At 54.4% G+C, this 19,929-nt stretch carries 21 protein-coding genes; 6 read left to right on the top strand and 15 right to left on the bottom strand.

The genetic code is table 11. The annotated features are described in order from the left end of the window. Positions 1 to 74: 74 nt before the first annotated feature. Positions 75 to 1,541 carry a sulfatase family protein gene (locus ABIE48_RS19040; protein WP_192715548.1) on the bottom strand — a complete coding sequence of 489 codons (1,467 nt, stop codon included), beginning with the start codon at positions 1,539 to 1,541 and terminating at the stop codon, positions 75 to 77. A 212-nt stretch (positions 1,542 to 1,753) separates the two neighbouring features. On the opposite strand from ABIE48_RS19040, the gene ABIE48_RS19045 reads away from it, so the two are divergent. The 4 genes from ABIE48_RS19045 (at position 1,754) to ABIE48_RS19060 (ending at position 4,924) form a co-directional block, all read left to right on the top strand. After that, a complete protein-coding gene (locus tag ABIE48_RS19045) occupies positions 1,754 to 2,566 on the top strand; it encodes a helix-turn-helix domain-containing protein (RefSeq protein WP_192715549.1) in 813 nt (270 codons plus the stop codon). 118 nt (positions 2,567 to 2,684) lie between these two features. Further along, positions 2,685 to 3,755 carry a YeeE/YedE family protein gene (locus tag ABIE48_RS19050; protein ID WP_145024098.1) on the top strand — a complete coding sequence of 357 codons (1,071 nt, stop codon included), beginning with the start codon at positions 2,685 to 2,687 and terminating at the stop codon, positions 3,753 to 3,755. Between the two features lie 48 nt (positions 3,756 to 3,803). Then, positions 3,804 to 4,031, top strand: coding sequence for a sulfurtransferase TusA family protein (locus tag ABIE48_RS19055; protein ID WP_145024096.1), 228 nt, complete (start codon positions 3,804 to 3,806; stop codon positions 4,029 to 4,031). 185 nt (positions 4,032 to 4,216) lie between these two features. After that, positions 4,217 to 4,924, top strand: a complete 708-nt coding sequence (locus ABIE48_RS19060) for a hypothetical protein (protein ID WP_192715550.1) — start codon at positions 4,217 to 4,219, stop codon at positions 4,922 to 4,924. Positions 4,925 to 5,032: 108 nt separating this feature from the next. On the opposite strand, the gene ABIE48_RS19065 is transcribed toward ABIE48_RS19060, so the two are convergent. Genes ABIE48_RS19065 through ABIE48_RS19075 form a run of 3 tightly spaced genes read right to left on the bottom strand, consistent with a single transcriptional unit; the run spans position 5,033 to position 7,281 of the window. Beyond that, on the bottom strand, positions 5,033 to 6,046 hold the full coding sequence (locus tag ABIE48_RS19065) for a phosphotransferase (RefSeq protein ID WP_192715551.1): 1,014 nt from the start codon (positions 6,044 to 6,046) through the stop codon (positions 5,033 to 5,035). A 2-nt stretch (positions 6,047 to 6,048) separates the two neighbouring features. Next, on the bottom strand, positions 6,049 to 7,047 hold the full coding sequence (locus ABIE48_RS19070) for an SMI1/KNR4 family protein (RefSeq protein ID WP_354519496.1): 999 nt from the start codon (positions 7,045 to 7,047) through the stop codon (positions 6,049 to 6,051). A gap of 39 nt (positions 7,048 to 7,086) precedes the next feature. Then, positions 7,087 to 7,281: a hypothetical protein gene (locus ABIE48_RS19075; RefSeq protein WP_145024090.1), complete on the bottom strand. Its 195-nt coding sequence runs from the start codon at positions 7,279 to 7,281 to the stop codon at positions 7,087 to 7,089. A gap of 364 nt (positions 7,282 to 7,645) precedes the next feature. Between ABIE48_RS19075 and ABIE48_RS19080 the strand changes: the two genes are divergently transcribed. Continuing rightward, entirely contained in the window at positions 7,646 to 7,849 is a 204-nt protein-coding gene (locus tag ABIE48_RS19080; protein WP_145024088.1) for a hypothetical protein, read from the top strand. A 113-nt stretch (positions 7,850 to 7,962) separates the two neighbouring features. Here the strand turns inward: ABIE48_RS19080 and ABIE48_RS19085 are convergent, their stop codons facing one another. Then, entirely contained in the window at positions 7,963 to 8,496 is a 534-nt protein-coding gene (locus ABIE48_RS19085) for a pyrophosphohydrolase domain-containing protein (protein WP_145024086.1), read from the bottom strand. Between the two features lie 156 nt (positions 8,497 to 8,652). Between ABIE48_RS19085 and ABIE48_RS19090 the strand changes: the two genes are divergently transcribed. Beyond that, positions 8,653 to 9,267, top strand: coding sequence for a DUF1796 family putative cysteine peptidase (locus ABIE48_RS19090; RefSeq protein ID WP_192715552.1), 615 nt, complete (start codon positions 8,653 to 8,655; stop codon positions 9,265 to 9,267). 8 nt (positions 9,268 to 9,275) lie between these two features. Here the strand turns inward: ABIE48_RS19090 and ABIE48_RS19095 are convergent, their stop codons facing one another. The 10 genes from ABIE48_RS19095 to murQ form a co-directional block, all read right to left on the bottom strand. Continuing rightward, on the bottom strand, positions 9,276 to 9,791 hold the full coding sequence (locus tag ABIE48_RS19095) for a DinB family protein (protein WP_192715553.1): 516 nt from the start codon (positions 9,789 to 9,791) through the stop codon (positions 9,276 to 9,278). 312 nt (positions 9,792 to 10,103) lie between these two features. Further along, on the bottom strand, positions 10,104 to 11,024 hold the full coding sequence (locus tag ABIE48_RS19100; RefSeq protein WP_145024080.1) for an N-acetylglucosamine kinase: 921 nt from the start codon (positions 11,022 to 11,024) through the stop codon (positions 10,104 to 10,106). Positions 11,025 to 11,046: 22 nt separating this feature from the next. Next, positions 11,047 to 12,186, bottom strand: coding sequence for an exo-beta-N-acetylmuramidase NamZ family protein (locus ABIE48_RS19105; RefSeq protein WP_192715554.1), 1,140 nt, complete (start codon positions 12,184 to 12,186; stop codon positions 11,047 to 11,049). Between the two features lie 121 nt (positions 12,187 to 12,307). Then, positions 12,308 to 13,012, bottom strand: coding sequence for a PIG-L deacetylase family protein (locus ABIE48_RS19110; RefSeq protein WP_192715555.1), 705 nt, complete (start codon positions 13,010 to 13,012; stop codon positions 12,308 to 12,310). Between the two features lie 4 nt (positions 13,013 to 13,016). After that, on the bottom strand, positions 13,017 to 13,985 hold the full coding sequence (locus ABIE48_RS19115) for a GNAT family N-acetyltransferase (protein WP_145024076.1): 969 nt from the start codon (positions 13,983 to 13,985) through the stop codon (positions 13,017 to 13,019). 25 nt (positions 13,986 to 14,010) lie between these two features. Then, a complete protein-coding gene (locus tag ABIE48_RS19120; RefSeq protein WP_192715556.1) occupies positions 14,011 to 15,213 on the bottom strand; it encodes an anhydro-N-acetylmuramic acid kinase in 1,203 nt (400 codons plus the stop codon). 1 nt (position 15,214) lies between these two features. Next, positions 15,215 to 16,075 (bottom strand): carbohydrate ABC transporter permease, encoded by an 861-nt coding sequence (locus tag ABIE48_RS19125; RefSeq protein WP_076171078.1) that lies wholly within the window; start codon positions 16,073 to 16,075, stop codon positions 15,215 to 15,217. A 133-nt stretch (positions 16,076 to 16,208) separates the two neighbouring features. Continuing rightward, positions 16,209 to 17,111 carry a carbohydrate ABC transporter permease gene (locus tag ABIE48_RS19130; protein WP_076171075.1) on the bottom strand — a complete coding sequence of 301 codons (903 nt, stop codon included), beginning with the start codon at positions 17,109 to 17,111 and terminating at the stop codon, positions 16,209 to 16,211. Positions 17,112 to 17,201: 90 nt separating this feature from the next. Further along, the gene (locus ABIE48_RS19135) at positions 17,202 to 18,623 is read right to left on the bottom strand and encodes an ABC transporter substrate-binding protein (RefSeq protein WP_076171073.1); all 1,422 of its coding nucleotides are present in this window, start codon (positions 18,621 to 18,623) and stop codon (positions 17,202 to 17,204) included. 34 nt (positions 18,624 to 18,657) lie between these two features. Continuing rightward, complete coding sequence (gene murQ, locus ABIE48_RS19140) at positions 18,658 to 19,572, bottom strand: N-acetylmuramic acid 6-phosphate etherase (RefSeq protein WP_105442182.1); 915 nt, start codon at positions 19,570 to 19,572, stop codon at positions 18,658 to 18,660. Between the last annotated feature and the right edge of the window lie 357 nt (positions 19,573 to 19,929).

Genomic DNA, 19,929 nt, shown 5'->3' on the forward strand with positions numbered 1-19,929 from the left:
CATCGCCGCGGACCATGAAGAAAGGGGCTATCGCCAATCGATAGCCCCTTGTCTCCGTTCCCGCCGCATACCGCTTATTTCTGTGCAAACTCCCGCGGATGGCGGCGCTTCAGCTCATCCACGGCATGCCCTCTCCCGGTCTGTTCCAGCCGCTCGATGTACATCGGCAGATGCCCTTTCGCATGATACGGCCCGCCTTCCTGAATGACCGTCCACAGCGGATCGACGTCAAACATCATCGACATCATCATCTCGTCATGCCACTCGTTCAGCAAGTAGACCGCTTCCCTGCACAGGTCCCTCCGTTCCTGAGCCAGGTTGTTCTGCTCGTGGGCATCCTCAGTAAGATTGAACAGCATCTCCTTGTCAAAAAGATGATATCCGTCATGGTACGTGCGGGTATACAGCCAGTCCCCGAACCGTACGCTGCGCTGGCATACGTGGGCGCACTGCGAGACGACGAGGTACTCCCTTCCGCCGGACTCTCCGCTGCGGAGCGTACCGGCGTAGCTGCGGCCGTCCCAGCTTGGCGCAGGTTGAACGCCCAGCAGTTCCGCGACGGTCGGCACCAGATCGAGATGATAGTGCAGGGAATCATCGGAAATCCCCTTTTGCATCCCCGGCCACCGGATGATCATCGGGATCCGGCAGGTGCCCTGGTCGGCGGTGCCGTGCTCACCGTAAATGCCGAGCTCGCCCATGTTTTCGCCATGGTCGGCGGTGATGATGATCACCAGGTCGTCCATAACCCCCTTCTCCGTCAAACGATCGAAAATCATCCCGATATTGTCATCCATATGCCGGATGCCGCAGTCATAGCCATCGATCATCCTCCGCAAATCGTCCATGTTCTGAATGTTGCCGGGATGACGGGGAAAATGAGGCGACGTGCTGCTGTTATACATATTGATTTCGTTCGCGCCATGTGGGCCAACCTTTTGCTTGTGGCGCTCCAGCACTTCTTCCGTAATCCACTCCGGAAGCGGTTCGTCTTGAAACGGATTGCCGAACGATGCCGGCGCCCGGTAAGGGGTGTGCGGATCCCAGTAGTTCACGTACAGCAGCCAGTCGTCCTGGTCTGCGTTCCGCTCGATCCAATCCAGCACAACGGGGGTGACCTCCTCGGCCGACTCCATGCCGCCCTTGCCCGTATTGTAAATTTCGTTGAATCCCGCATAGAAGGTCCAGGCGGAATGCCGCTCCCCAAATGGGCTGACTAGGGCCGTCCGCATGCCCGCGCGGCGGAAGACCGCCGGGAAGCTCTCTGACGCGAGCTTGTCGTGGAAATCGCGGTCAGCTCCTTCGTGCCGGACGTCCGCCGCGGTCCCACCGTGTCCCACGACGCCGTTATGTATGCCGAAACGGCCCGTCATCAATGCCGTACGCGACGGGAAGCACGGGGCGTCCGATGTATAGTAGTTGTCAAAGCGTACGCCTTCGGCCGCGACCCGGTCGATATGCGGCGACGTATTGCGGTGGTAGCCATAACAGCCAAGGTGGTCCGGTCTCGTTGAATCCAAATCCAGCAGTAACACTCTCATCGTTCATCCGTCCTCTCCGGATAATATGAAATGCCTTTGCAGCTGAATTATAGGCGTGACGCTCCATATGCGTCCATGTACATTTCATTGATCTGATGTACATTTCTATCGCAATCTATAAGATTTATGCCGAATGCAAGGAAGCATAATTTACGAGAAGTCGGCATTATGATAGGGTTTTAATAAGTTATGGGATAAAGAGGTGCAGCTGCATGCTTCAAATCATGAGTGTAAATTTCGACAATGAAATCCCCCAATGGAGGACCAACCTTGAGACGATTCCGTATAACGTTCTGGTCGTCGTCCGGCAGGGCCAGGTCCGGTACGAGATTAATGGCAGTGTTGTGATCGCCGAAGCGGAGGACGTGCTCTTCATCCCCCGCGGTGCCCGCCGTTCAGGAGAGAACAAGGACAGCATCCCCCACCAAAAACATACCGTTTTATTTACATGCGAGCCCGGGGCCGAGACGGGAATTCCGTTCGTGGATCAAGGACAATGCGTCAAGTTCAGGCTATCCCCGAGCCAGTACGCCTATCACCGCTGCGACAGGCTGTACGAAGAGATGCGCGGCGGGAAAAGCTACCGTTCCATCGTCTGTCTTGGTATATTGCAGGAGCTCCTGGGCATGATTGCCCGGGAACTCGAACAGCCCGCACTGACACCGAGCAAGCTGAAATATGCCGAAGCGGTCAAAGCCTATCTGCTGGAGCATTACCGGGAGCAGATCGAGATTGCCCGGCTGGCCGCTTTGATCGGCCGCTCCCCCAATTACGTAACCGCCGTCTTCAAAGAAGTGTATGGCCGGTCTCCGATCCGCTATATGCATGAGCTGCGCATGCAGGAGGCCTGCAGCCTGCTGCTGGGCTCAAATATGACGGTCGCGGGCATATCGCAGTACCTCGGTTACTACGATACTTCTTATTTCCACCGAGTGTTCAAAAAGTACTGTGGCCTCTCACCTACCGAATACGTAACACAGGCGCAGCGGTCAGGCATGCCTCCGCTCATCAACACGATCACATGATATGTCAGTTTCATTGGAACATTTATCCATTGACTTCTCCTGCCCGTTTGTTAGAATCATAAATACCGATAAAACAAAGTGAATTACTCGTATATAACCAAAGGAGGAGAATGACGTCATGTTGATGTTAACAGGCCTGCTGTGCGGCGCCCTGCTCGGCTTCGTCATGCAGCGTGGACGCTTCTGCCTGACAGGCGGATTCAGGGACATGTATCTGACCAAGGACAACCGCATGTTTTATGCCCTGCTGATCGCCATTTCGATTCAGAGCATCGGCGTGTTTGCGCTGATCCAGCTTGGACTCATCGAATTCAGCGCCGGCACGTTCCCTTGGGTAGCTACCGTGGTCGGCTCGTTTATATTTGGGATTGGTATTATTTTAGCCGGGGGATGTGCGACAGGAACCTGGTACCGGGCCGGTGAAGGACTGATCGGCAGCTGGATCGCACTGTTCGGTTATATGGCGATGAGCGCCACGATGAAATCGGGTGCCTTGGCGCCGCTCAATAACGGAATCAAGAAAGTAGAAGCTCCGGCCAACTCCATTCCGGACACCTTCGGCATTTCGGTTTGGCCGTTTATCGCCCTTCTAGCTATCATAACGATCGTGATGGTCATCCGTACACTGCGCAAACCGAAGGTGGCCATTCCGGCGATGAAGCCAAAGCGTACCGGGCTCAGCCATCTGCTGTTCGAAAAACGCTGGCATCCGTTCTTTACCGCCATTCTTGTCGGCCTGATCGCCCTGCTGGCCTGGCCGCTGAGCGAGGCGACCGGACGCATGTCAGGTCTTGGGATCACGACGCCTTCCGCTAACATTTTGCAGTACTTGGTTACGGGAGACAGCGATAAGTATGTGAACTGGGGCATGTTCCTGGTGCTGGGTATCCTTGTCGGATCCTTTATCGCCGCCAAAGGCAGCCGGGAATTCCGCTTCCGCGCCCCGGATGCAAAGACGGCGGTTTCGAGCTTTGCCGGCGGCATCCTGATGGGCTTCGGCGCCAGCTGGGCGGGCGGCTGCTCGATCGGTAACGGTCTCGTCATGACCGCCATGATGACATGGCAGGGCTGGGTATCCCTCGTGTTTATGATTTTGGGCACATGGACGGCTTCTTATTTTGTGTACGTCCGCCCTCGCACCAAAGCCAAGCTGAAGCAGTCCGCTTCGCTGCAAACCACGACAACCTAATTTAGGAGCTTTACGTTAAACTAGTCACATCTTAAGGAGGTTACTTCCATGAAACAACAAAAACTAGCCGTTCTGGGCATGGTCTGTCCATTCCCGTTAATTGAAGCCAAGCAGACGATCGAAGAGCTGAACAGCGGCGACGAGCTGGTCATCGACTTCGACTGCACGCAGGCCACCGAAGCCATACCGCGCTGGGCTGCAGAAGCCGGCCACACCGTCACGAATTTCGAACAGATCGACGATGCATCTTGGACGATTACGGTGCAAAAGAAATAATGTAACGCATAAGCAGGCGACCTTCCGTCATATTGGGGAGGCCGCCTTTTTGCATGCATTGGATTGTTGAACCGCAAAAATTGCAGCGACCACGCCCGGTGTTCTTTTTTTCAATAAATTGACCGTAACCGGCCTACCTTATATACTCTACTCATTGGAAGATATAGGAATGCTAGGAGGACCCCATGGACGATCGCGCAAATGATGGAGATATGAATTTGGATACGGCCATATCCGCCTTGAACAACGCCTATTCATTAGAAAATTGGACACTTCTGATTCGGCGGTCGGATCAGCTCTATAACGACGCGTATCAATCATTTATTCACAATAAACAGGCACAAAAACCGATGATTTATTATATAGGATATAGTCTGCTGATGAAGGGAATCGGCTATCAAAAAGACAAGCAATACGGGGAATCGCTGAAGTGTATTGATCAGTATAAAGATCTTGGCCGGTTTTTGGACGGAAGCGAACGCAGCCAGCGGATACTCGACCAATATGCTTTTTATGCTTATGCCAATTCACTGTCTGTACACCTTCTATCGGGAAATCTTACAAAACTCGAGGAGTACGCCCAATTTCTAAATCAGCATCCATCCGAAACGTTATCCGGATTGCTGACCCTTTTAGAATGTGCCCTTTCCCAGGATCTTAACGTCGATGAGTATATCGCGCCTTTGACGGAGCGCTTTGATGCTTATCAGCATGAAGATATGCGCCCTGAAGAGCAGACCATCTACCTGTCGATTCTCATGATGCTTTCCCGCTACTGCAGCAACAGGAAGAGGTTTGAAGAAGCACAGAAATACACGCAACAATTTTTATCCCTATCGTTCGATAGAGGCCCTGGTCAACAAGCATCAACGTCTGCTGCTCCGCATGAATAGGAAACGATCCTTACAATCATCTCAAAATGGCAAATGGTTCTCAAGGAGGTAAGATATTTCTGAAAATAAAGGCGACCTCCCCGTTATCTGGGAAGATCGCCTTTGATGTCATTCCTGGCACAGGTATCGTTCGAGCAGAGCTTCGACCGCTGTCCGGTCCCGTTCAAGCCGTGCGAGTTCGGCACCAATGGCCGGAATCTGCTCGCGCAGCACCTCGGGGCCGTCCGTACCTTCTTCGTACCGGGTCATAAAATGCAGGAACACGTCCACGTTCCGCAGCTTCATCAGCACCGGGATCGCCCGGATTTCATCCGGTGCCAGGCGGACACGGCTGCCGAAGCCGCGGCAAAACTGAACGGCCGCCTCCATGCCGGTATCGGGATCGTCCCCAAGCAGCCCCGGAAGGATGACCGCGGGCTCCATTGCCCGTACGTCACGGGTGCAAAATTCAAAGTCGAGCAGCGCCGTGACCTGCTCAGGCTTGTCTGCATCCACCAGCAGATTGGAAGCATTCAGGTCCCCGTGCACAAGCTGGTGCGGCAGGCGCTCCAACCCTTCAAGTTCGCGGATGACCTCCCTGTGAGCTTCCCCGATCCTGCGAAGCGGGCCCTCCAAGCCGCGGAAGGGCTCAGGCGGCGCGATGCAGAACTGCCCCACCCGCTCCGGGCTGCACCCCGGATACGAATGGGCCAGCTCATAGTATGGCCGGTAGGCGGGTGACGGAGCAACCACGAGCCGGCTGAGCGCTTCGGAGAGGCAGCCCGCCGCTTCCCCGAAGGAATACGCGGCCCGAAAACCGGTGGATTCGGGACGGATGCCGTCAATGTATTTGAACAGGCAAGCATAACGCCCGCTCCCGTCATCCAGCTGGACGATCATATCGCCCGTCAGGGCAGGTATGGGTACAGGGGTGCGGAAGTCCAGTTCGTCCCGGGCAAGCGATGCCAGCACGGCGTGCTCAAACCGGATTTTATCGATGTCCCGATGCGTTTCGTAAATTCGCAGGACGCCGCGCCCCTCCGCTCCCTCGATAAACCGGGTCGTATTGTTCCAGCCGCTTGCCCCCTGTGTAATCTCACCTCTCCAGGAAGAATGATATTGGTTTAATATCGATGTCAGCATGATCAGTATTCGATTTCCTCCAATTGGGCCAGATTGCGGTTGGACTCCCGCAGCAATGACGTGAACGAGTCGGCCGTGTAATACACGAAATCCGGATCATGGATGTAGCTGATGATCTGCCCATACGTCCCCTCATCGCTCGGATCCAGGTCCAGCATCAGATACAGCGACCCTCCGGCCATGCTCGCGAACGGATACCACTGGCGGTGGAACAGGTAGGGCTTGAGTTCGCGATCCAGCTTGGCGATCTCCTCCGGTGAATAATATTCCTCCAGCAGTTCATCCCTCTCGCAGAAATATCGCTTGACGTCCTCGATTTCGGCGAGGGACATGAGATAAAAAGGAGCCGCCTCTTCCGCGTCCTCACCCGGATACAGGATATGAAAGGCATAGCCGCTTCCGTCTTTTTGTTCATAAAAGGCGCGAAAATCCTCCGGCAGAAGGATGCCGAATTTCTTCTCAAACTCATCCAGACGCGAAGGTGCCGCCCCGCCATGATCCCTATATTGATCGTACAGACCGAGGATTTCCTCGTCCTGGATTTTGCCGGGGAGCAGTGCTTCCAGCTCCTCCTTCAGGGGAAGAACCCGGCTGCGCACGTATTCCCGGTAACCGTGGAACGCTTCCTCCCCACCGCCATTTTCCAGCAGGATCATGACGGCATAGGATATCAGGTTCAGCCACGTTTCCATCGTTTCGATCTGTGCCTTCGAAAGCAGGCCGTTCGAACGCAGCATGCCTTCCGGCTCCAAAGCCCAGGCCAGGGCCAAATGGTAGAGGCCCCACAGGCTGGATATCAGTTCCCGGTTCACCTGGTCCCGGCCCAGCTCGTCCGACATCGTGCGCAGAGCGGCCATAACCTCATGAAAGTTCCCCTCGCGCAGCTCCCCGCGGAAGGGCCTTAGGCTGCCCAGAAAGCCGTTTTCCATTTTCCAATGATCTATGCGGTCATGGGTAAAAGCATGGCATTTCAGCAGCAGCTGTGCATCTTCAATATTCATCGTCGTTCTCTCTCCTCTCCCAACACCGGCGATGTAAACTTACGCAGAAGCGTACTGTACGATCACGGCTTCCCTTGTCTCTTCATCATAAGTGATCCAAAGGTCATCGCCGACTTCCACACCGTATACCGGTTCGATGGACTGCTCGATTCGGTACGAAAATCCGTTTTTTGTAACGGTAATGCGGGCAAATGGCCGTTCGCCGACGGTGCCATCAAACTGTACTGCCGTCACAAACCGCGAAGCTTAAAATGACCGCAGGCACAAAAAATACGAGATTCAGCAGGTTGATCCTTTTCTTCATCGATTCCTCCTCTTTATCCGTTTCCTATGAACTTATCATAGAGGCGGCTGCGAATGCCAGGTAATGACAATATTTTTACCGCCCTACCGGACAATTTCCGGCTTCTTTTGCAGTTGTCCAGAGCATTCTTCTTGTTATACGAATTACGGAAAGAAAAAGTTGAATTTTTTTGTCGATAACCCTTTACAGACTTTTACATTTTCTGATAATATTGTCGTAGACAAGCTAATCAGAGGTTTGCAGATTTGACTACACCGTTGTCTAAAAAAATTACCTATGGGAGTGAATTAAAAGATGAAAAAAACGATTCTCTCGACAGTAATCTTGCTTGGACTTCTTAGCGGACTCTTAGCGGCGGTGGCTTCGGCGGATGCAATCAAGCCGTTCAATCACGGTGCAAACTACGACACAGCGGATGCAATCAAGCCGTTTAATCACGGCGCTAATTACGACACGAAAGACGCAATCAAGCCGTTCAATCACGGCGCAAACTACTAAGTCTTACTTTCATAATTGGTGGTCATACTTAGATAAAGGGAAACGGCTCATGAACGGATATTCCATCCGCCATGAGCCGTTTTTCTTTTGGTTCCCTCTCATCCCCTGCAGCTTTACTTGAACCTCTTCGGACCGAGCTCGATCTGCCGGGTGATCTCCGCCGCGATTTTAGGTTCCGGAGCGAAGTCCCGCTCCCAATGGTCCGGCTTGATCACTTTGCCCACTTCGTTATAATGCGGCTTTCCGTCCGGAAAGAGCTTGCCCATGTTGGCGGTATGGACATGATCAAAAATCCGGTCCGGCTCCACGCCCGCTTCGACGAATCCGCCGTTGGCAAAGTAGAGAATGTCGGTGAACGCATCGATCTGGCCGATCAGCTTGTCCTCCGGATAGGCTTTTTGCTGCTGCTTGCGGTATGTATCCTGCGCCCGTTCCATCAGCTCGGCGAAAAATGCCTGGAACCTGTCGTCATTGCCGGCCGTGGCATGCAGCAGTTCAATCACTTCCTCCATAATAAAGGCGGCGCGGTTCATCGCCAGCTTGTCGTTCAAAGCCTGCGGCTCTTCCGGAGCGGGGCAGTCAAAGCCCAAATGAAACTCGCGGACCTGCTGAAATTGGGTTTTTCCCAACGTTTTGGATTCCGTCATGTTAATTTCTCTGGCTCCTTTATCGGTGTAATCTCTAGTATTATAGCAAATTTATCGGCACAGCATTTTGGTAGAAAATAGATTCATGCCGTTTCCGCTAAAGAGCGCCGCGAATATCATAGGTTCAGTCCCGTACTCAGAAAGGGGGAATTGACCATGACCATGGTTAGGTCCTTCGATGCCATATTCAGTCTTGGTAGCAGCTGCCAGGTCGCCTCCCAGCTGCGGAGGAACGGGCTGCGCATGGCAGCCGGTCCTTTCGACTGGTTCAACTTCGCCTCAACCCCGGGCTTCTGCCAGGTGCTTGAATCGCGATTTGAATGGTTTATGCTGCTGCCGAATCTGGAGGTCTACAGCCATTCGGTCAACTGCCACTATGTTCGGGATAAGGCCAGCACCTGCCTGTCCTTTCACGATTTTAAATACGATCCAAAATTGCCCCCGCTCTTCGATTATCCCGAATTCCGCGACAGGCTGAAACGCCGAATCGGACGCTTCAATCACTGCCTCTCATCCGTTCAAAACGTGCTGCTGATCCGGACGGTCAAGCATACCGAAGATGCCTTCCGCATATTCGAGACGATCGAGAACAGCTACTCGAATCCACATCTCCGATATTTATTTGTATTGCACAGCAGTGATCCGGATACGGCCGAGATCGATTCGGGCCACCCGCGGATCCGCATCGTTCGGATGCCCGCCGGAGCGACCTGGGAAGGGGATGCCGAAGCTTGGAAAAAGGTGCTTGCTCCCTATTCGATCCGCAGCTGACCCGGCAATCATCTTTCCCAGGGATGCCCTGGCAGCCGCTCTTCCAGCTCCGCTTGCTGCCGCAAATGGTGGCGGAAGTGCATTCCGATCAGCCGGTACCATTCCTGCGCATTCAGCCAGCCGAAGCCGCCGTGCCGGACTTTGCCGCCCGGATGAACCTCTTCCAATTTCAGCTCCCACTCCCGCATTCTTGCCACCACCTTCGCCAGCCCCTCGTCCAGTTCTTCGCCGCTTAATGCGTTATTCGGACTGGCGGCCTGCGCTCCTTCCAGCTTGATCTTGACCGGCGGAAAGCCGCCGCGCCGGAACACGTCATCTCCAGCAGGTGTTTTGCCCAGCGGCTGCTCCTCCGTACTCTCTGCACAAATTTGGACAAAGTCCAGGTACTCCATGGCAACGGCGATTAGATGATCGTACATCTGGCCGATCGACCAGATCTCCGGTCCGGGAATGTACCGCAGCTGCCAGGCGGAATACTTTTGCAAATCAAGGCGGTATCGTTCAATCAACTCGAAGTCATCCATATTTAATGCGCACCTCATTCCGATTTTCCTATGCATTATACACCCCTCTTTGCCTACCTATTTCTTCCGTATTGCTGAAATATCCTGCTTCTGCGGATCGTTCAGGTGTCCGTCGTGATGGTTCGTACTGACATGGAGCCTCGCCAGCATGACGATTCATTTCCAAACGAAATATGAGAAACTTATCTTTATCTTAAGGCTTACAACGAAAAAACCTCCTTTTATCATGCCGGCATATGCCGCAAGGAAAGGAGGTTTTGCTATTGGCCGCCAGTTGGCCGCTCGTCTTCCGGTTCACCGTTGGTCATGCGGCTATTTTGCTCCCCGCAGACGATTCAGGGCCATCAGCACCGCACCGTTGGCAGCGTCTTTTTTGGGCGTGATGCAGGTGATTTCCGGATAGCGTCCCTGCAGCCGCTCCAGAAAAGCGTCCTGGATATACACGTTGTTAAGCAACACGCTTCCGGCCATGGCCAGTGCCCCTGTCTGCAGTGCCAGCTTCTCGGCAACGGGGGTTACCAGCTCGGCGAGCGAAGCCGCGCTGCGCTGCGCAATGCCCAGAGCAGCAGGGTCGCCGAGCTCGCATGCCCGGGTCAGCAGTGGCGCCAACGCGGCGATGTCCTTTTTGCTCCGGGCTGGATCGTACACGTAGCCGATGATGTCGCGTACCGATTTCAGGCCCAGCTTGCCGTAGACCAGGTCCGTAATGACCGTTTCCGGCAGCCGGCCGTCATGGGCCCGGACCAGAACGGACAGCAGATCCCGGCCGATCGCGTACCCGCTGCCTTCATCATCGATCAGGTGACCGCATCCGCCGGTACGATGGGTCTCGCCGCGTTCGTTGCGGCCGTAACAGATCGACCCCGTGCCCGCGATCAGGATCATGCCGTACTCGCTTTCATGAGCGCCGCTCAATGCCGTTTCCTGATCGCCGGTGATCAGGAGGCCGCCTGCATAGCCGCTTTCCCTGACCTTGGCGGTCAGGCGGGCGCTCACGGCGGGATTGCTGACTCCCGCGGCACCGATGCACAGATAGGCGCAGCGGTCCAGCCCGCCGGCGGCCTCGCCGATCCGCCCCAGCATGTCGCGCAGGCTGGCTTCGATGCTGGCCTCGTCCTGCCCGTTGTAATTGATGCCGCCGGATTCGAAGGCGGCGATTACTGCGCCGCTCTCATCGGCGACGGCGACAGCCGTTTTCGTTCCGCCGCCATCCAGCCCGGCTACGTACCGCATCGTCATCCCTTCCTTCGTCTGTCTAATAGATATGATACTGCAGCTTCATGTCGGCAAACGAGCGAGCTTCCTCACGGAACTGTTCCAGCAAGGCCGGCAGATCCAGTGGCTCGCTCCGGTACAGATCATCCCCGCCCAAAAGGTCGATGAACGGCAGCTTGTTGCCCTTGTGCGGCGGCAAAAATTCGAATGCTTCATAGTTCCGCTTCAGCGTATACATCAGCCGGATCCCCGTCTCGAGCGGCTGCAGCGCCCGCTGATCGGTAATATGCAGCTGCACGCCGCCGCACTGCTCACCCTCATGCTTGGAGAACGTCGGCTTGAAATAAACCGGCCGGAAAATAACGCCGGGCAGCTTCATGGCGTTCATCTCGTCCGCCAGCTTCTCCGCCTCAACAAACGGTGCTCCAACGATTTCAAAAGGTGCCGTCGTTCCCCGTCCTTCGGACAGGTTCGTGCCCTCGAACAAACAGGTTCCCGGATAGAGGAGCGCGCTGTCAAAGCGCGGCAGCCCGAGCGACGGCATGACCCAGAGGTTTCCCGTTTCGGGAAACAGCATGTTCCGGTCCCAGCCGCCGCATGGAACGACATGCAGTTGGGCGTTCCAGCCCATTTGCTCGTTCGCCATCGACGCCACCTCGCCGGCTGTCAAGCCATAGCGGACGGCGAGCGGGTAATTGCCGACGAACGATTCAAAGCCGGGCTTCAGGACGTTGCCTTCCACCGTCACCCCGTCCAGCGGGTTAATCCGGTCGAGGACGATGAACTCTTTTCCCGCCTTGGCGCAATCCTCCAGGGCGTACAGCATCGTATAAATGAACGTATAGTAGCGCACGCCCACATCCTGGATATCGTAAACGACGGCGTCCACTTCGTCCAGCATTTCCGCGCTCAGCCGCTTGGAGTCCTTGCGGTACAGGCTGTACACCGGCACGCCGGTAATCGGGTCCCGGTAGGTTTCAACCTGCGCCCCTGCTGCCTGATCCCCCCGAACCCCGTGTTCCGGCGAAAACAGTGCCGTCAGCTGGAACCGCTCATACAGAATTTGTATGGTGGATTCAAATTTACGGTTTAAGCCCGTCGGTGAGGTAATCAGCCCGAGCCGCTTCCCTTGGAGCAGATGGGAGTATTCTTCGATCCGGTCAATTCCGTTAACGATCATAGCAACCTCCTGGTAGTGAATTTGGTGCAGCGCCAAAAAAGTTATATTTTCGTAGTTTCCGAAAAAAAGGACTGCAACCAAACAATCGTCACAGTCAGCCCTTCAATTGATTTATCGCTGCTTACAGTTCGCTTTGGCGCAGGCGCATCGTTTCCGCCGGAATCATAAACGTTTCCGCGTACTCCTTACGCGCCTCGATTCCGCGCACGCGTGCCAGATGCTTATAGTACTCGAGATATGGGAAGGACTTGCTGTTCGTGACGAACCAATGCTGCGATACCGCTTTCACCCACAGGTCAAAAGCCTCCTGTGAAAAGTCCACGTACACGTACGGCTTGTAATCCACTGCATCCTCCCAGTTTTCCGCATAGTAGAGCTTGGAAGCGAAAAACGCGGGCAGTTCCCGCTCAAAGGACGCCAGGCCGGCAAAAAAGCGCGCATCGTTCACGATGTTATGCGTCGTCGCGTGGTCCTTGTGCATGCTGTTCTTCCAGTGGGTAATGATGATGTTCGGCTTCACGCGCCGGATTTCGTCGCATACTCTCAGACGCATGTCCTCGGTATCCTTCAGCTCGCCGTCGGGAATGTCGAACACGATAGACTCGCCCCCTAGCATGTCGGCAAACGCCTTTGCCTCGTTCACCTTTTGCTGGCGGTACTCCGCCATATCCTGACCCGCAGGCACGCCGCGTTCCCCTGCCGTCAGTGCCAGCGTGACGATGCGGTCGCCCTTCAAGGAATGGCTGGCAAGCACGCCGCCCGCCGTCAGTTCCGCATCCCCAACATGGCCGCCAATCGCCATAATCGTCAAATTCTGTTCGCTCATCGCTTTAAAACTCCCTTCTCATGATCGAAAATGTCCGGACCGTCTTAAACCCTGCCTTCTCGTAAATCCGGATGGCCGGATTGGTGCTGCCGGTGTACAGGGACATATAATCCGTCCCGATCTGCTGAAATGCTTCGCACAGCTTAAAAAAAAGGATGCTGCCGAGTCCGTGTCCCTCATGCTCGGGGTGAACGCCGATGCCGGCAAAATAGCCGCGCCCGCTCTCCTGGCGGATAACCGGACCGGCAAATCCAACCACCTTACCGTGGTGCGCCGCCACGACGACAGGCACCCCGTCCTCGGTCGATTGAGCGATTTCCTTCTGCCACAGCGGATTATCGAAGCCCTGCAGCATGTCCGTAACGCCGTGATGCTTGCCTTGGTCAAACAGCTCTACCGTGTATCCATCGGCATTGGCCTTCTCTTCTTTCCCGCGAATCTCTTGCGGGATGGAGAACGAAGACAGGTTCAGGTACATCGCGCATTCCTGCGCCCTCTCCACGTATCCCTGGCCCAGCAAAAACGAATGGAGCCTGCTGCCTGTCGGCACACCGGGCGCATTGTTATGCTCGTGGCGCGGCGTATCCGGTATGTACCAGGGCAGCATCATCGGATTGAAAAACAGCACGTCGGCCTGCTTTTTGCCCAGTGACTGAAAGCGCCCTTCCAGATGCTCCAGCATCATCTTGTAGTTGTCATCCGTGCAGACTTCGTCGGCAAGCACGATGCAGGTGATGTACCCCGCATGATCTCCAAGCGGCAAATCGCCGCCGGTGCAGCCGCAGGCAAAGCCCTTCACTTCACCTTCTTCCACGAGAACAAATGTGTTCTCCGGATCGAAATAGCGATTACCCGTAAATATGCCGCTGAAGCTTGCCTCCGTTATCTCCTTGTAACCGTCCCGCACAGCTACCGTGTTCCACAAGCCAATGACAGCATCAGTGTATTGGTCACTCCATGTGGTTACAACCATCTCGGTACTTCGTCCCTCCATCCCTTTAATAGCTGATTTTGCCCATGACGACAGGTCTGGAAGCGCCGGTCACATGCGGAAGGTTATTCGGCCGGTTGGCGATCGCGTAATCCGCCAGAACGGCAAACGCTACGGCTTCCTTCGCATCACTGTTATGGCCGATGGCCTCCTGCGTCAGCACTTGAACGCCTGCCTTCGCCATCTCCTGACGGATCCATTCCATGAGCACCAGATTATAGCTGCCTCCGCCGCCAACGATCATCGCATCGGCGGGATGGCCTGCCATCACATATCTGCGATAGGCGTCGCCGATCGACCAGGCGGTCAGCATCGTCACTGTGGCGACAATGTCTTCCGCCTGCATGCCAAGCGCTTCGGCATCATACATAAGCTTATCTATATAAGAGGAACCGAACAGCTCGCGGCCCGTCGATTTCGGCAGCGGCTGCGAATAGTAAGCCTCCCGCTGCAGCCGGCCAAGCAGACGCGGATCGGCGGTGCCCGACCGAGCGATCGCTCCTCCAATATCCATCGTTAATTGTCCCGGATACAGTCGCTCCACGACCCCGTCGATGATCATGTTTCCCGGGCCTGTGTCGAAAGCGTATACCTCACCGGGGCTGCATCCGGCCGGAATCACCGTCATGTTCCCGATGCCGCCGATGTTCTGCAGCAGCAGTGTCCGGTGTTCCTCCCGGTACAGCAAATATTCGGTAAAGGGAACCAGCGGCGCTCCCTGACCGCCGACAGCCATGTCCGCCGGCCGGAAGTCCGACACGCAAGGAATCCCTGTTCTTGCCGCGATGACCGCCCCTTCTCCGATCTGCACAGTGTAATGCACGTTACGGCCATGGTACGGCTCCATGCTTGGAGCATGGTAGATCGTCTGACCGTGTGAACCGATCACTGAAACGTCCTCGGCGGACAGCCCCGCCTCTCCAATCACGGACAAAGCCGCCTCGGCGTACAGTTCTCCCAAAAGCACATTCATTTTTCCAACTCGGTCAACGGTTGCGTTGTATGGATCGAATAAAGCAAAAATGTCTTCCCTGACACCCGCCGGGTAAGGCGAATTTTCAAAAGCGACCAGACGCACGCCTGGAGGTTCCTCCTGATTGCCGTTGATTTCCACGACTGCTGCATCGATGCCGTCCACCGACGTCCCGGACATCAGACCAACGGCATACCGGGGACGTCGGAGCTCCGCTTTTTCTCCCTTTGTCCCCATATCAGCCCTTCACGGCTCCCACCGTGACTCCTTCCAGGAAGTACTTTTGCAGGCTGAAGAAGAGGATGAACATCGGCAGCGCGGAAATGGTGGCACCCGCCATCATCGGCGCAAAATAGGTCGTATTCGCAAACCGGAAGTTTTTCAGACCGACCTGAATCGTCTGCATATCCATCGTGTTTGTCACGAGGAACGGCCAGAAGAACGTGTTCCAGCTGTCCATAAAGGTCAGGATGGCCATGACCGCCAGCACCGTTTTGGACAATGGCAGAATGATCCGGAAATAAATCTGGAACTGGTTGCAGCCTTCGATTTTGGCACATTCAAGGATTTCCCCAGGGATGCTGCCCATGAACTGTTTGGCCAAGAAAATGTTGTAGACCGTGACAAGGCCCGGCAAAATCAAGGCGCTGTAGGTGTTTTGAATATTGAAAATGTTGACGATCAAAATGTAAAGCGGAACCTGGGTCACCTGATAAGGGATCATCATGGCGATCAGCAGGATCGTAAACAGAACCGTTCTGCCCTTAAACTTGATTTTGGAAAACGCGTAACCCGCCAGGCTGGCGAAAAACACGTTCGATACCATAACCGTCGTCGCCACGATCAGCGAGTTCAGCAGCCAGCGGTACGAATATTCGCTGTAATCAAAAAAGAATTTATAGGAGTCCAGCGTGAATTTGGTCGGAAACAGGGAATAGTTCGCCGCCCCCGCTTCGATCGGATCGCCAAAGGACGACATGATCATGAAATAAATGGGGAAAATCGTTGCTAATGCAAATAGGATCAAAATGATAATGATCACACCGTTTCTGGCGCGCTTTGCCGCCGGCTTTCCGGTATGTTCGCTGTAAAGTGCCATGTTCGGATCTTCCTCCTTACTTAAGAGATCAGAAAGTATAACTTCTTTCGCTTAAGCATCCTGATCTCGCAAGAAAAACTTCCGCGAAGCGCGGTCTGTCTTCTGTGAAAATGACGCCTCAGCGGCGTATTTCTTAATATTCCACGTCTTTGCCCATAAACTTGAACTGCACCAGCGAGATCAGCGCGATAATCGCTGCGAGCACGAGGGACTGGGCTGCCGCTTTACCGAATTCGAAGTACTTGAAGGCGTTGTTAAAGATCAGGAGACCTACCATCGTCGTCGAGTTGTCCGGACCGCCGCCTGTCATGAGGTACGCATTCTGGAACACCTGGAAGGAACCGATAACACCGGTAACCAGCAGGAACAGCGTCGTCGGCTTCAGGCTCGGAATGACGATGTACCACAGCTTCTGAAAAAAGTTGGCGCCATCCAAATCGGCGGCTTCATAATAGCTGGAATCGATGCCGAGCAGCGCGGCCAAATAAATGATAATGCTGGTGCCGTGGCTGGACAGCCAGGCCATCAGGACCAGCGAGAACATCGACGTGGCGCTGGAGCCAAGCCAGTTCTGGTTGCTGATGCCGAACAAGCTGATCAGCTTGTTGAAAATGCCTTCCGGCATCGGATCGAAGATCCACAGCCATACCACCGACAGCGCAACACCCGAAGCGACTGCAGGCAGGTAATAGACCGCCTTGAACGTCGTCTGCAGCTTTTTCTTCAGCGGCAGGATCAGAATCGCAATGGCGAAGGAGATGATTAACGATACGGGGACGGTTAGAATCGTGTACACGACCGTGTTGACCACCGATTTCCAAAACAAGGAATCCTTGAATGTGGCGATGTAGTTATCGAACCCCACATACTCCGAGCCGATCGGCTTGTATTTCTGGAAGCTGATAATAAACGCGCTCACGACCGGATAAGCGGTAAACATGGCGAAGACCACCAAAGCAACGGCGATAAAAGCATACGCCCAGGCTCCGTCTCCCCTAATTCTGCGTCTTTTGGCCGGTTTAGCTAGTTGAGCCATCTTTTGCGAAACTCCTTTCCTATCCCTTCTTACAGCCTATATATCGGATAGCCGCGTGACCCGCACACGGCTATCCGCTTGATTCAGGGATTAGTCTTTCACTACTCCGTCTTCACCGAACGCGGAAACCGCGGCGGATTTGACGGCATCGTACATCTCTTCCGGCTTGATCTCGCCGGCAATGAGTGCCTGCAGCTTCGGAACGATCACTTCGTCCTCCAGCTTGATGGCTTTGGCTTCCAGCTCAGCCGGGATGTCCGGACGGGCAGGCGCCGCGTTCTTCAGCATCGTTTCAACGGCTGCCTTGTTGTCTGCGTCGCGTTCAACCGGCATGCTTTCCGCCGCTTTTCTGCCGCTTTCCGTAATTTGAGCGACGAACAGGTCGTTGTTCGTGGTTGCGGCTACTTTGCCGCTGGCCAGGAAGTACAGCGCCTTCACGACGTTTTGCTTATGGGCTTCGCTTGGTTCCTTTTTGCCGCGGAATGCGACGTAACCGTCAACCGCTACGCTGGAAACGGCTTTTTCGCCAAGGAAGGACGGAACCGGGAGAACCGTATAAGTCACTGGAATGCTGCCTTTGACCGCGCTGCCGTCGTTGGCTTTGATTTTCTCATTGTTCGTATTTGCGGATTTTTCGAAGGTCGCCATCCCTTTACCGGTGATCATCGTTTGGCCGGTCAGGAACATGTTCCAGCGTTTACCCGCGTCAATGGAGCTCAATTCCTTCGGCATGGAGCCGTCGTCGATCAATGCGCGGATATCCTTAAGTACTTCAAGATAGTTTTTACTGGTGTACGCGTATTTCAAATCTTGCGTAAATGCGGAAGGCATGCCTGCATTTTTGATCAGAATGCCCAAGTAGTCTTTCGAAGTGACGCCGGCGGTAGCAAATACGAAGCCGTAACGGGACGTTTTGCCGCCTTCGGAAACGACGCCTTTCTTGATGGCTTCACGGAACTCATCGAAGGTCCATCCTTGCTGCTGTACCTTTTTCCAGTCGATGCCCGCCTTCTCAAGGAACTCGCGGTTACCGCCCAGCGCGTGGACTTCCATATAAGCCGGGAAGCCGTACAGGCCGTCGCCCTTCTTCATGTATTCCAGCGGTCCTTTGTCGTAATCGTTGATCATTTCCGGTGTGGCGATGTCCTTGATGTCAAGCGCCATGCCTTGGTCAACGTATTTGGAGATGCCGTCGGAACCGATAAACGCAATGTCCGGAGGGCTGCCGGCGTTCACCTGGGTATCAAGCTTCTGTGTCATGTCCTCCCAGCTGGCCGGTTCGATTTTCAGCGTCAGGTTCGGATATTTCTCCGTAAATTCCTTTTGAATGTCCGCGAAGGTGTCCTGGAAATTGCCCGATACCGGCGGCAGCAGCGCCGTAATGGTATCTTTCGCGTTCGGATCGGACGCTTCGGCCGATTTGGAATCGCCTTTGCCGCCGCAGGCCGTCAGTGTGGTCAGTGCCATGCTTACGGCAAATACGGATGCTAATACACGCATTCTTTTCTTCATGAACAACATGCCTCCTCAAGGATATCCTCTGGTATTAGACCACTTTCGAAAAATTGCGGATCGCCCTCTTCAGGCTCCCCTCGGCTTGATCCAGCGCTTGTTCCGCCGCCTGGGCGTCCAAGCCGGTTTTGATCATCATAATAGCCAGCTTGCAATTCATGGAAGCGCTTTCCAAATAGGAAAGTGCCGTCTTGTCATCGACCCCGGTTGCTGTCTTTATGATACGCACCGATCGGTCCCGCAGCTTGATATTGCTTGCTTTCAAGTCCACCATGAGATTGTTGTAGGTCTTGCCCAGCTTCACCATCGTACAGGTGGTCAGCATGTTCAGGACCATTTTCTGTGCAGTCCCCGCTTTTAATCTGGTTGATCCCATGATCACTTCCGGCCCTACGACAGGTGCTATGCATACGTCGCAGACGTGCTCCACTTTGGAATTTTTGTTATTGACGACGCCGATCGTAGCGGCTCCGATTTCCCCTGCCTTCTTCAAGGCAGCGATGACGAATGTCGCGCTTCCGCTGGCGCTGATGCCGATAACCGCATCCTTGTCTGTCACGCCGCACCTTTCAATTAAAGCGACCCCCTCCTCAGCATTGTCTTCATAACCCTCAACAGCAGTTCTCAGTGCTCCGTCTCCTCCGGCAATATGTCCTTGTACCAGCAAGGGATCCACGCCGAACGTGGGAGGACATTCAGAAGCGTCCAGCACACCGAGCCTGCCGGAAGATCCAGCCCCAACGTAAAACATTCTTCCACCATTCTTCAGCACATGATGGAGTGTGTCCACCGCCCTTACAATTTGCGGTATCTCTGCAGCGACTGCAGCCGGAACTTTGGAATCCTGTTCATTCATCAGGCGAACCATCTCTTCGGTTGAACATTCATCTATACTCAATGTTTTATCGTTGATCCCTTCTGTCGTTAACCCCGCCAGATACTCATCCATAGCCATCCCCCTATCCGTGTTGACTTCTATTTCTTGATTTCATAATAACGATAAATTTCATTCCGGTCAACGGTTTTTGAAATAATATTTTATTTCGGAAGTAATAATATTCTTTTATGGTAATTGTAAAAAAGTGCAGGCTGCTCCTGTTTGGGGCTGCTCTGTTTGGCCGGGCTCTCTATCTTGTTTTGTGCTTCGCACAAAGCCAAAGACGTTCGCCCGTCCAAACATTCGCTGCTGTAGGGGTGGGCAATGTTGCTGTACAATCGCTTTGCTCTGTACAGAAAAACATAAGGCAGTGAGTATTAACTCACTGCCTGGCAATACTACACTGCCTAAGGTTCAGCAGTAAACCCT

It is taken from the genome of Paenibacillus sp. OAE614, assembly GCF_040546645.1.
In the GTDB taxonomy this organism is placed as follows: Bacteria; Bacillota; Bacilli; order Paenibacillales; family Paenibacillaceae; genus Paenibacillus_AQ; species Paenibacillus_AQ favisporus.

Excerpts from the sequence above, each read along its gene's own strand:
- ABIE48_RS19040 (WP_192715548.1), bottom strand. The coding sequence starts at position 1,541 with ATGAGAGTGTTACTGCTGGATTTGGATTCAACGAGACCGGACCACCTT.
- ABIE48_RS19045 (WP_192715549.1), top strand. The coding sequence starts at position 1,754 with ATGCTTCAAATCATGAGTGTAAATTTCGACAATGAAATCCCCCAATGG.
- ABIE48_RS19050 (WP_145024098.1), top strand. The coding sequence starts at position 2,685 with ATGTTGATGTTAACAGGCCTGCTGTGCGGCGCCCTGCTCGGCTTCGTC.
- ABIE48_RS19055 (WP_145024096.1), top strand. The coding sequence starts at position 3,804 with ATGAAACAACAAAAACTAGCCGTTCTGGGCATGGTCTGTCCATTCCCG.
- ABIE48_RS19060 (WP_192715550.1), top strand. The coding sequence starts at position 4,217 with ATGGACGATCGCGCAAATGATGGAGATATGAATTTGGATACGGCCATA.
- ABIE48_RS19065 (WP_192715551.1), bottom strand. The coding sequence starts at position 6,046 with ATGCTGACATCGATATTAAACCAATATCATTCTTCCTGGAGAGGTGAG.
- ABIE48_RS19070 (WP_354519496.1), bottom strand. The coding sequence starts at position 7,047 with ATGAATATTGAAGATGCACAGCTGCTGCTGAAATGCCATGCTTTTACC.
- ABIE48_RS19080 (WP_145024088.1), top strand. The coding sequence starts at position 7,646 with ATGAAAAAAACGATTCTCTCGACAGTAATCTTGCTTGGACTTCTTAGC.
- ABIE48_RS19085 (WP_145024086.1), bottom strand. The coding sequence starts at position 8,496 with ATGACGGAATCCAAAACGTTGGGAAAAACCCAATTTCAGCAGGTCCGC.
- ABIE48_RS19090 (WP_192715552.1), top strand. The coding sequence starts at position 8,653 with ATGACCATGGTTAGGTCCTTCGATGCCATATTCAGTCTTGGTAGCAGC.
- ABIE48_RS19095 (WP_192715553.1), bottom strand. The coding sequence starts at position 9,791 with ATGGATGACTTCGAGTTGATTGAACGATACCGCCTTGATTTGCAAAAG.
- ABIE48_RS19100 (WP_145024080.1), bottom strand. The coding sequence starts at position 11,024 with ATGCGGTACGTAGCCGGGCTGGATGGCGGCGGAACGAAAACGGCTGTC.
- ABIE48_RS19105 (WP_192715554.1), bottom strand. The coding sequence starts at position 12,186 with ATGATCGTTAACGGAATTGACCGGATCGAAGAATACTCCCATCTGCTC.
- ABIE48_RS19110 (WP_192715555.1), bottom strand. The coding sequence starts at position 13,012 with ATGAGCGAACAGAATTTGACGATTATGGCGATTGGCGGCCATGTTGGG.
- ABIE48_RS19115 (WP_145024076.1), bottom strand. The coding sequence starts at position 13,985 with ATGGTTGTAACCACATGGAGTGACCAATACACTGATGCTGTCATTGGC.
- ABIE48_RS19120 (WP_192715556.1), bottom strand. The coding sequence starts at position 15,213 with ATGGGGACAAAGGGAGAAAAAGCGGAGCTCCGACGTCCCCGGTATGCC.
- ABIE48_RS19125 (WP_076171078.1), bottom strand. The coding sequence starts at position 16,075 with ATGGCACTTTACAGCGAACATACCGGAAAGCCGGCGGCAAAGCGCGCC.
- ABIE48_RS19130 (WP_076171075.1), bottom strand. The coding sequence starts at position 17,111 with ATGGCTCAACTAGCTAAACCGGCCAAAAGACGCAGAATTAGGGGAGAC.
- ABIE48_RS19135 (WP_076171073.1), bottom strand. The coding sequence starts at position 18,623 with ATGAAGAAAAGAATGCGTGTATTAGCATCCGTATTTGCCGTAAGCATG.
- murQ (WP_105442182.1), bottom strand. The coding sequence starts at position 19,572 with ATGGATGAGTATCTGGCGGGGTTAACGACAGAAGGGATCAACGATAAA.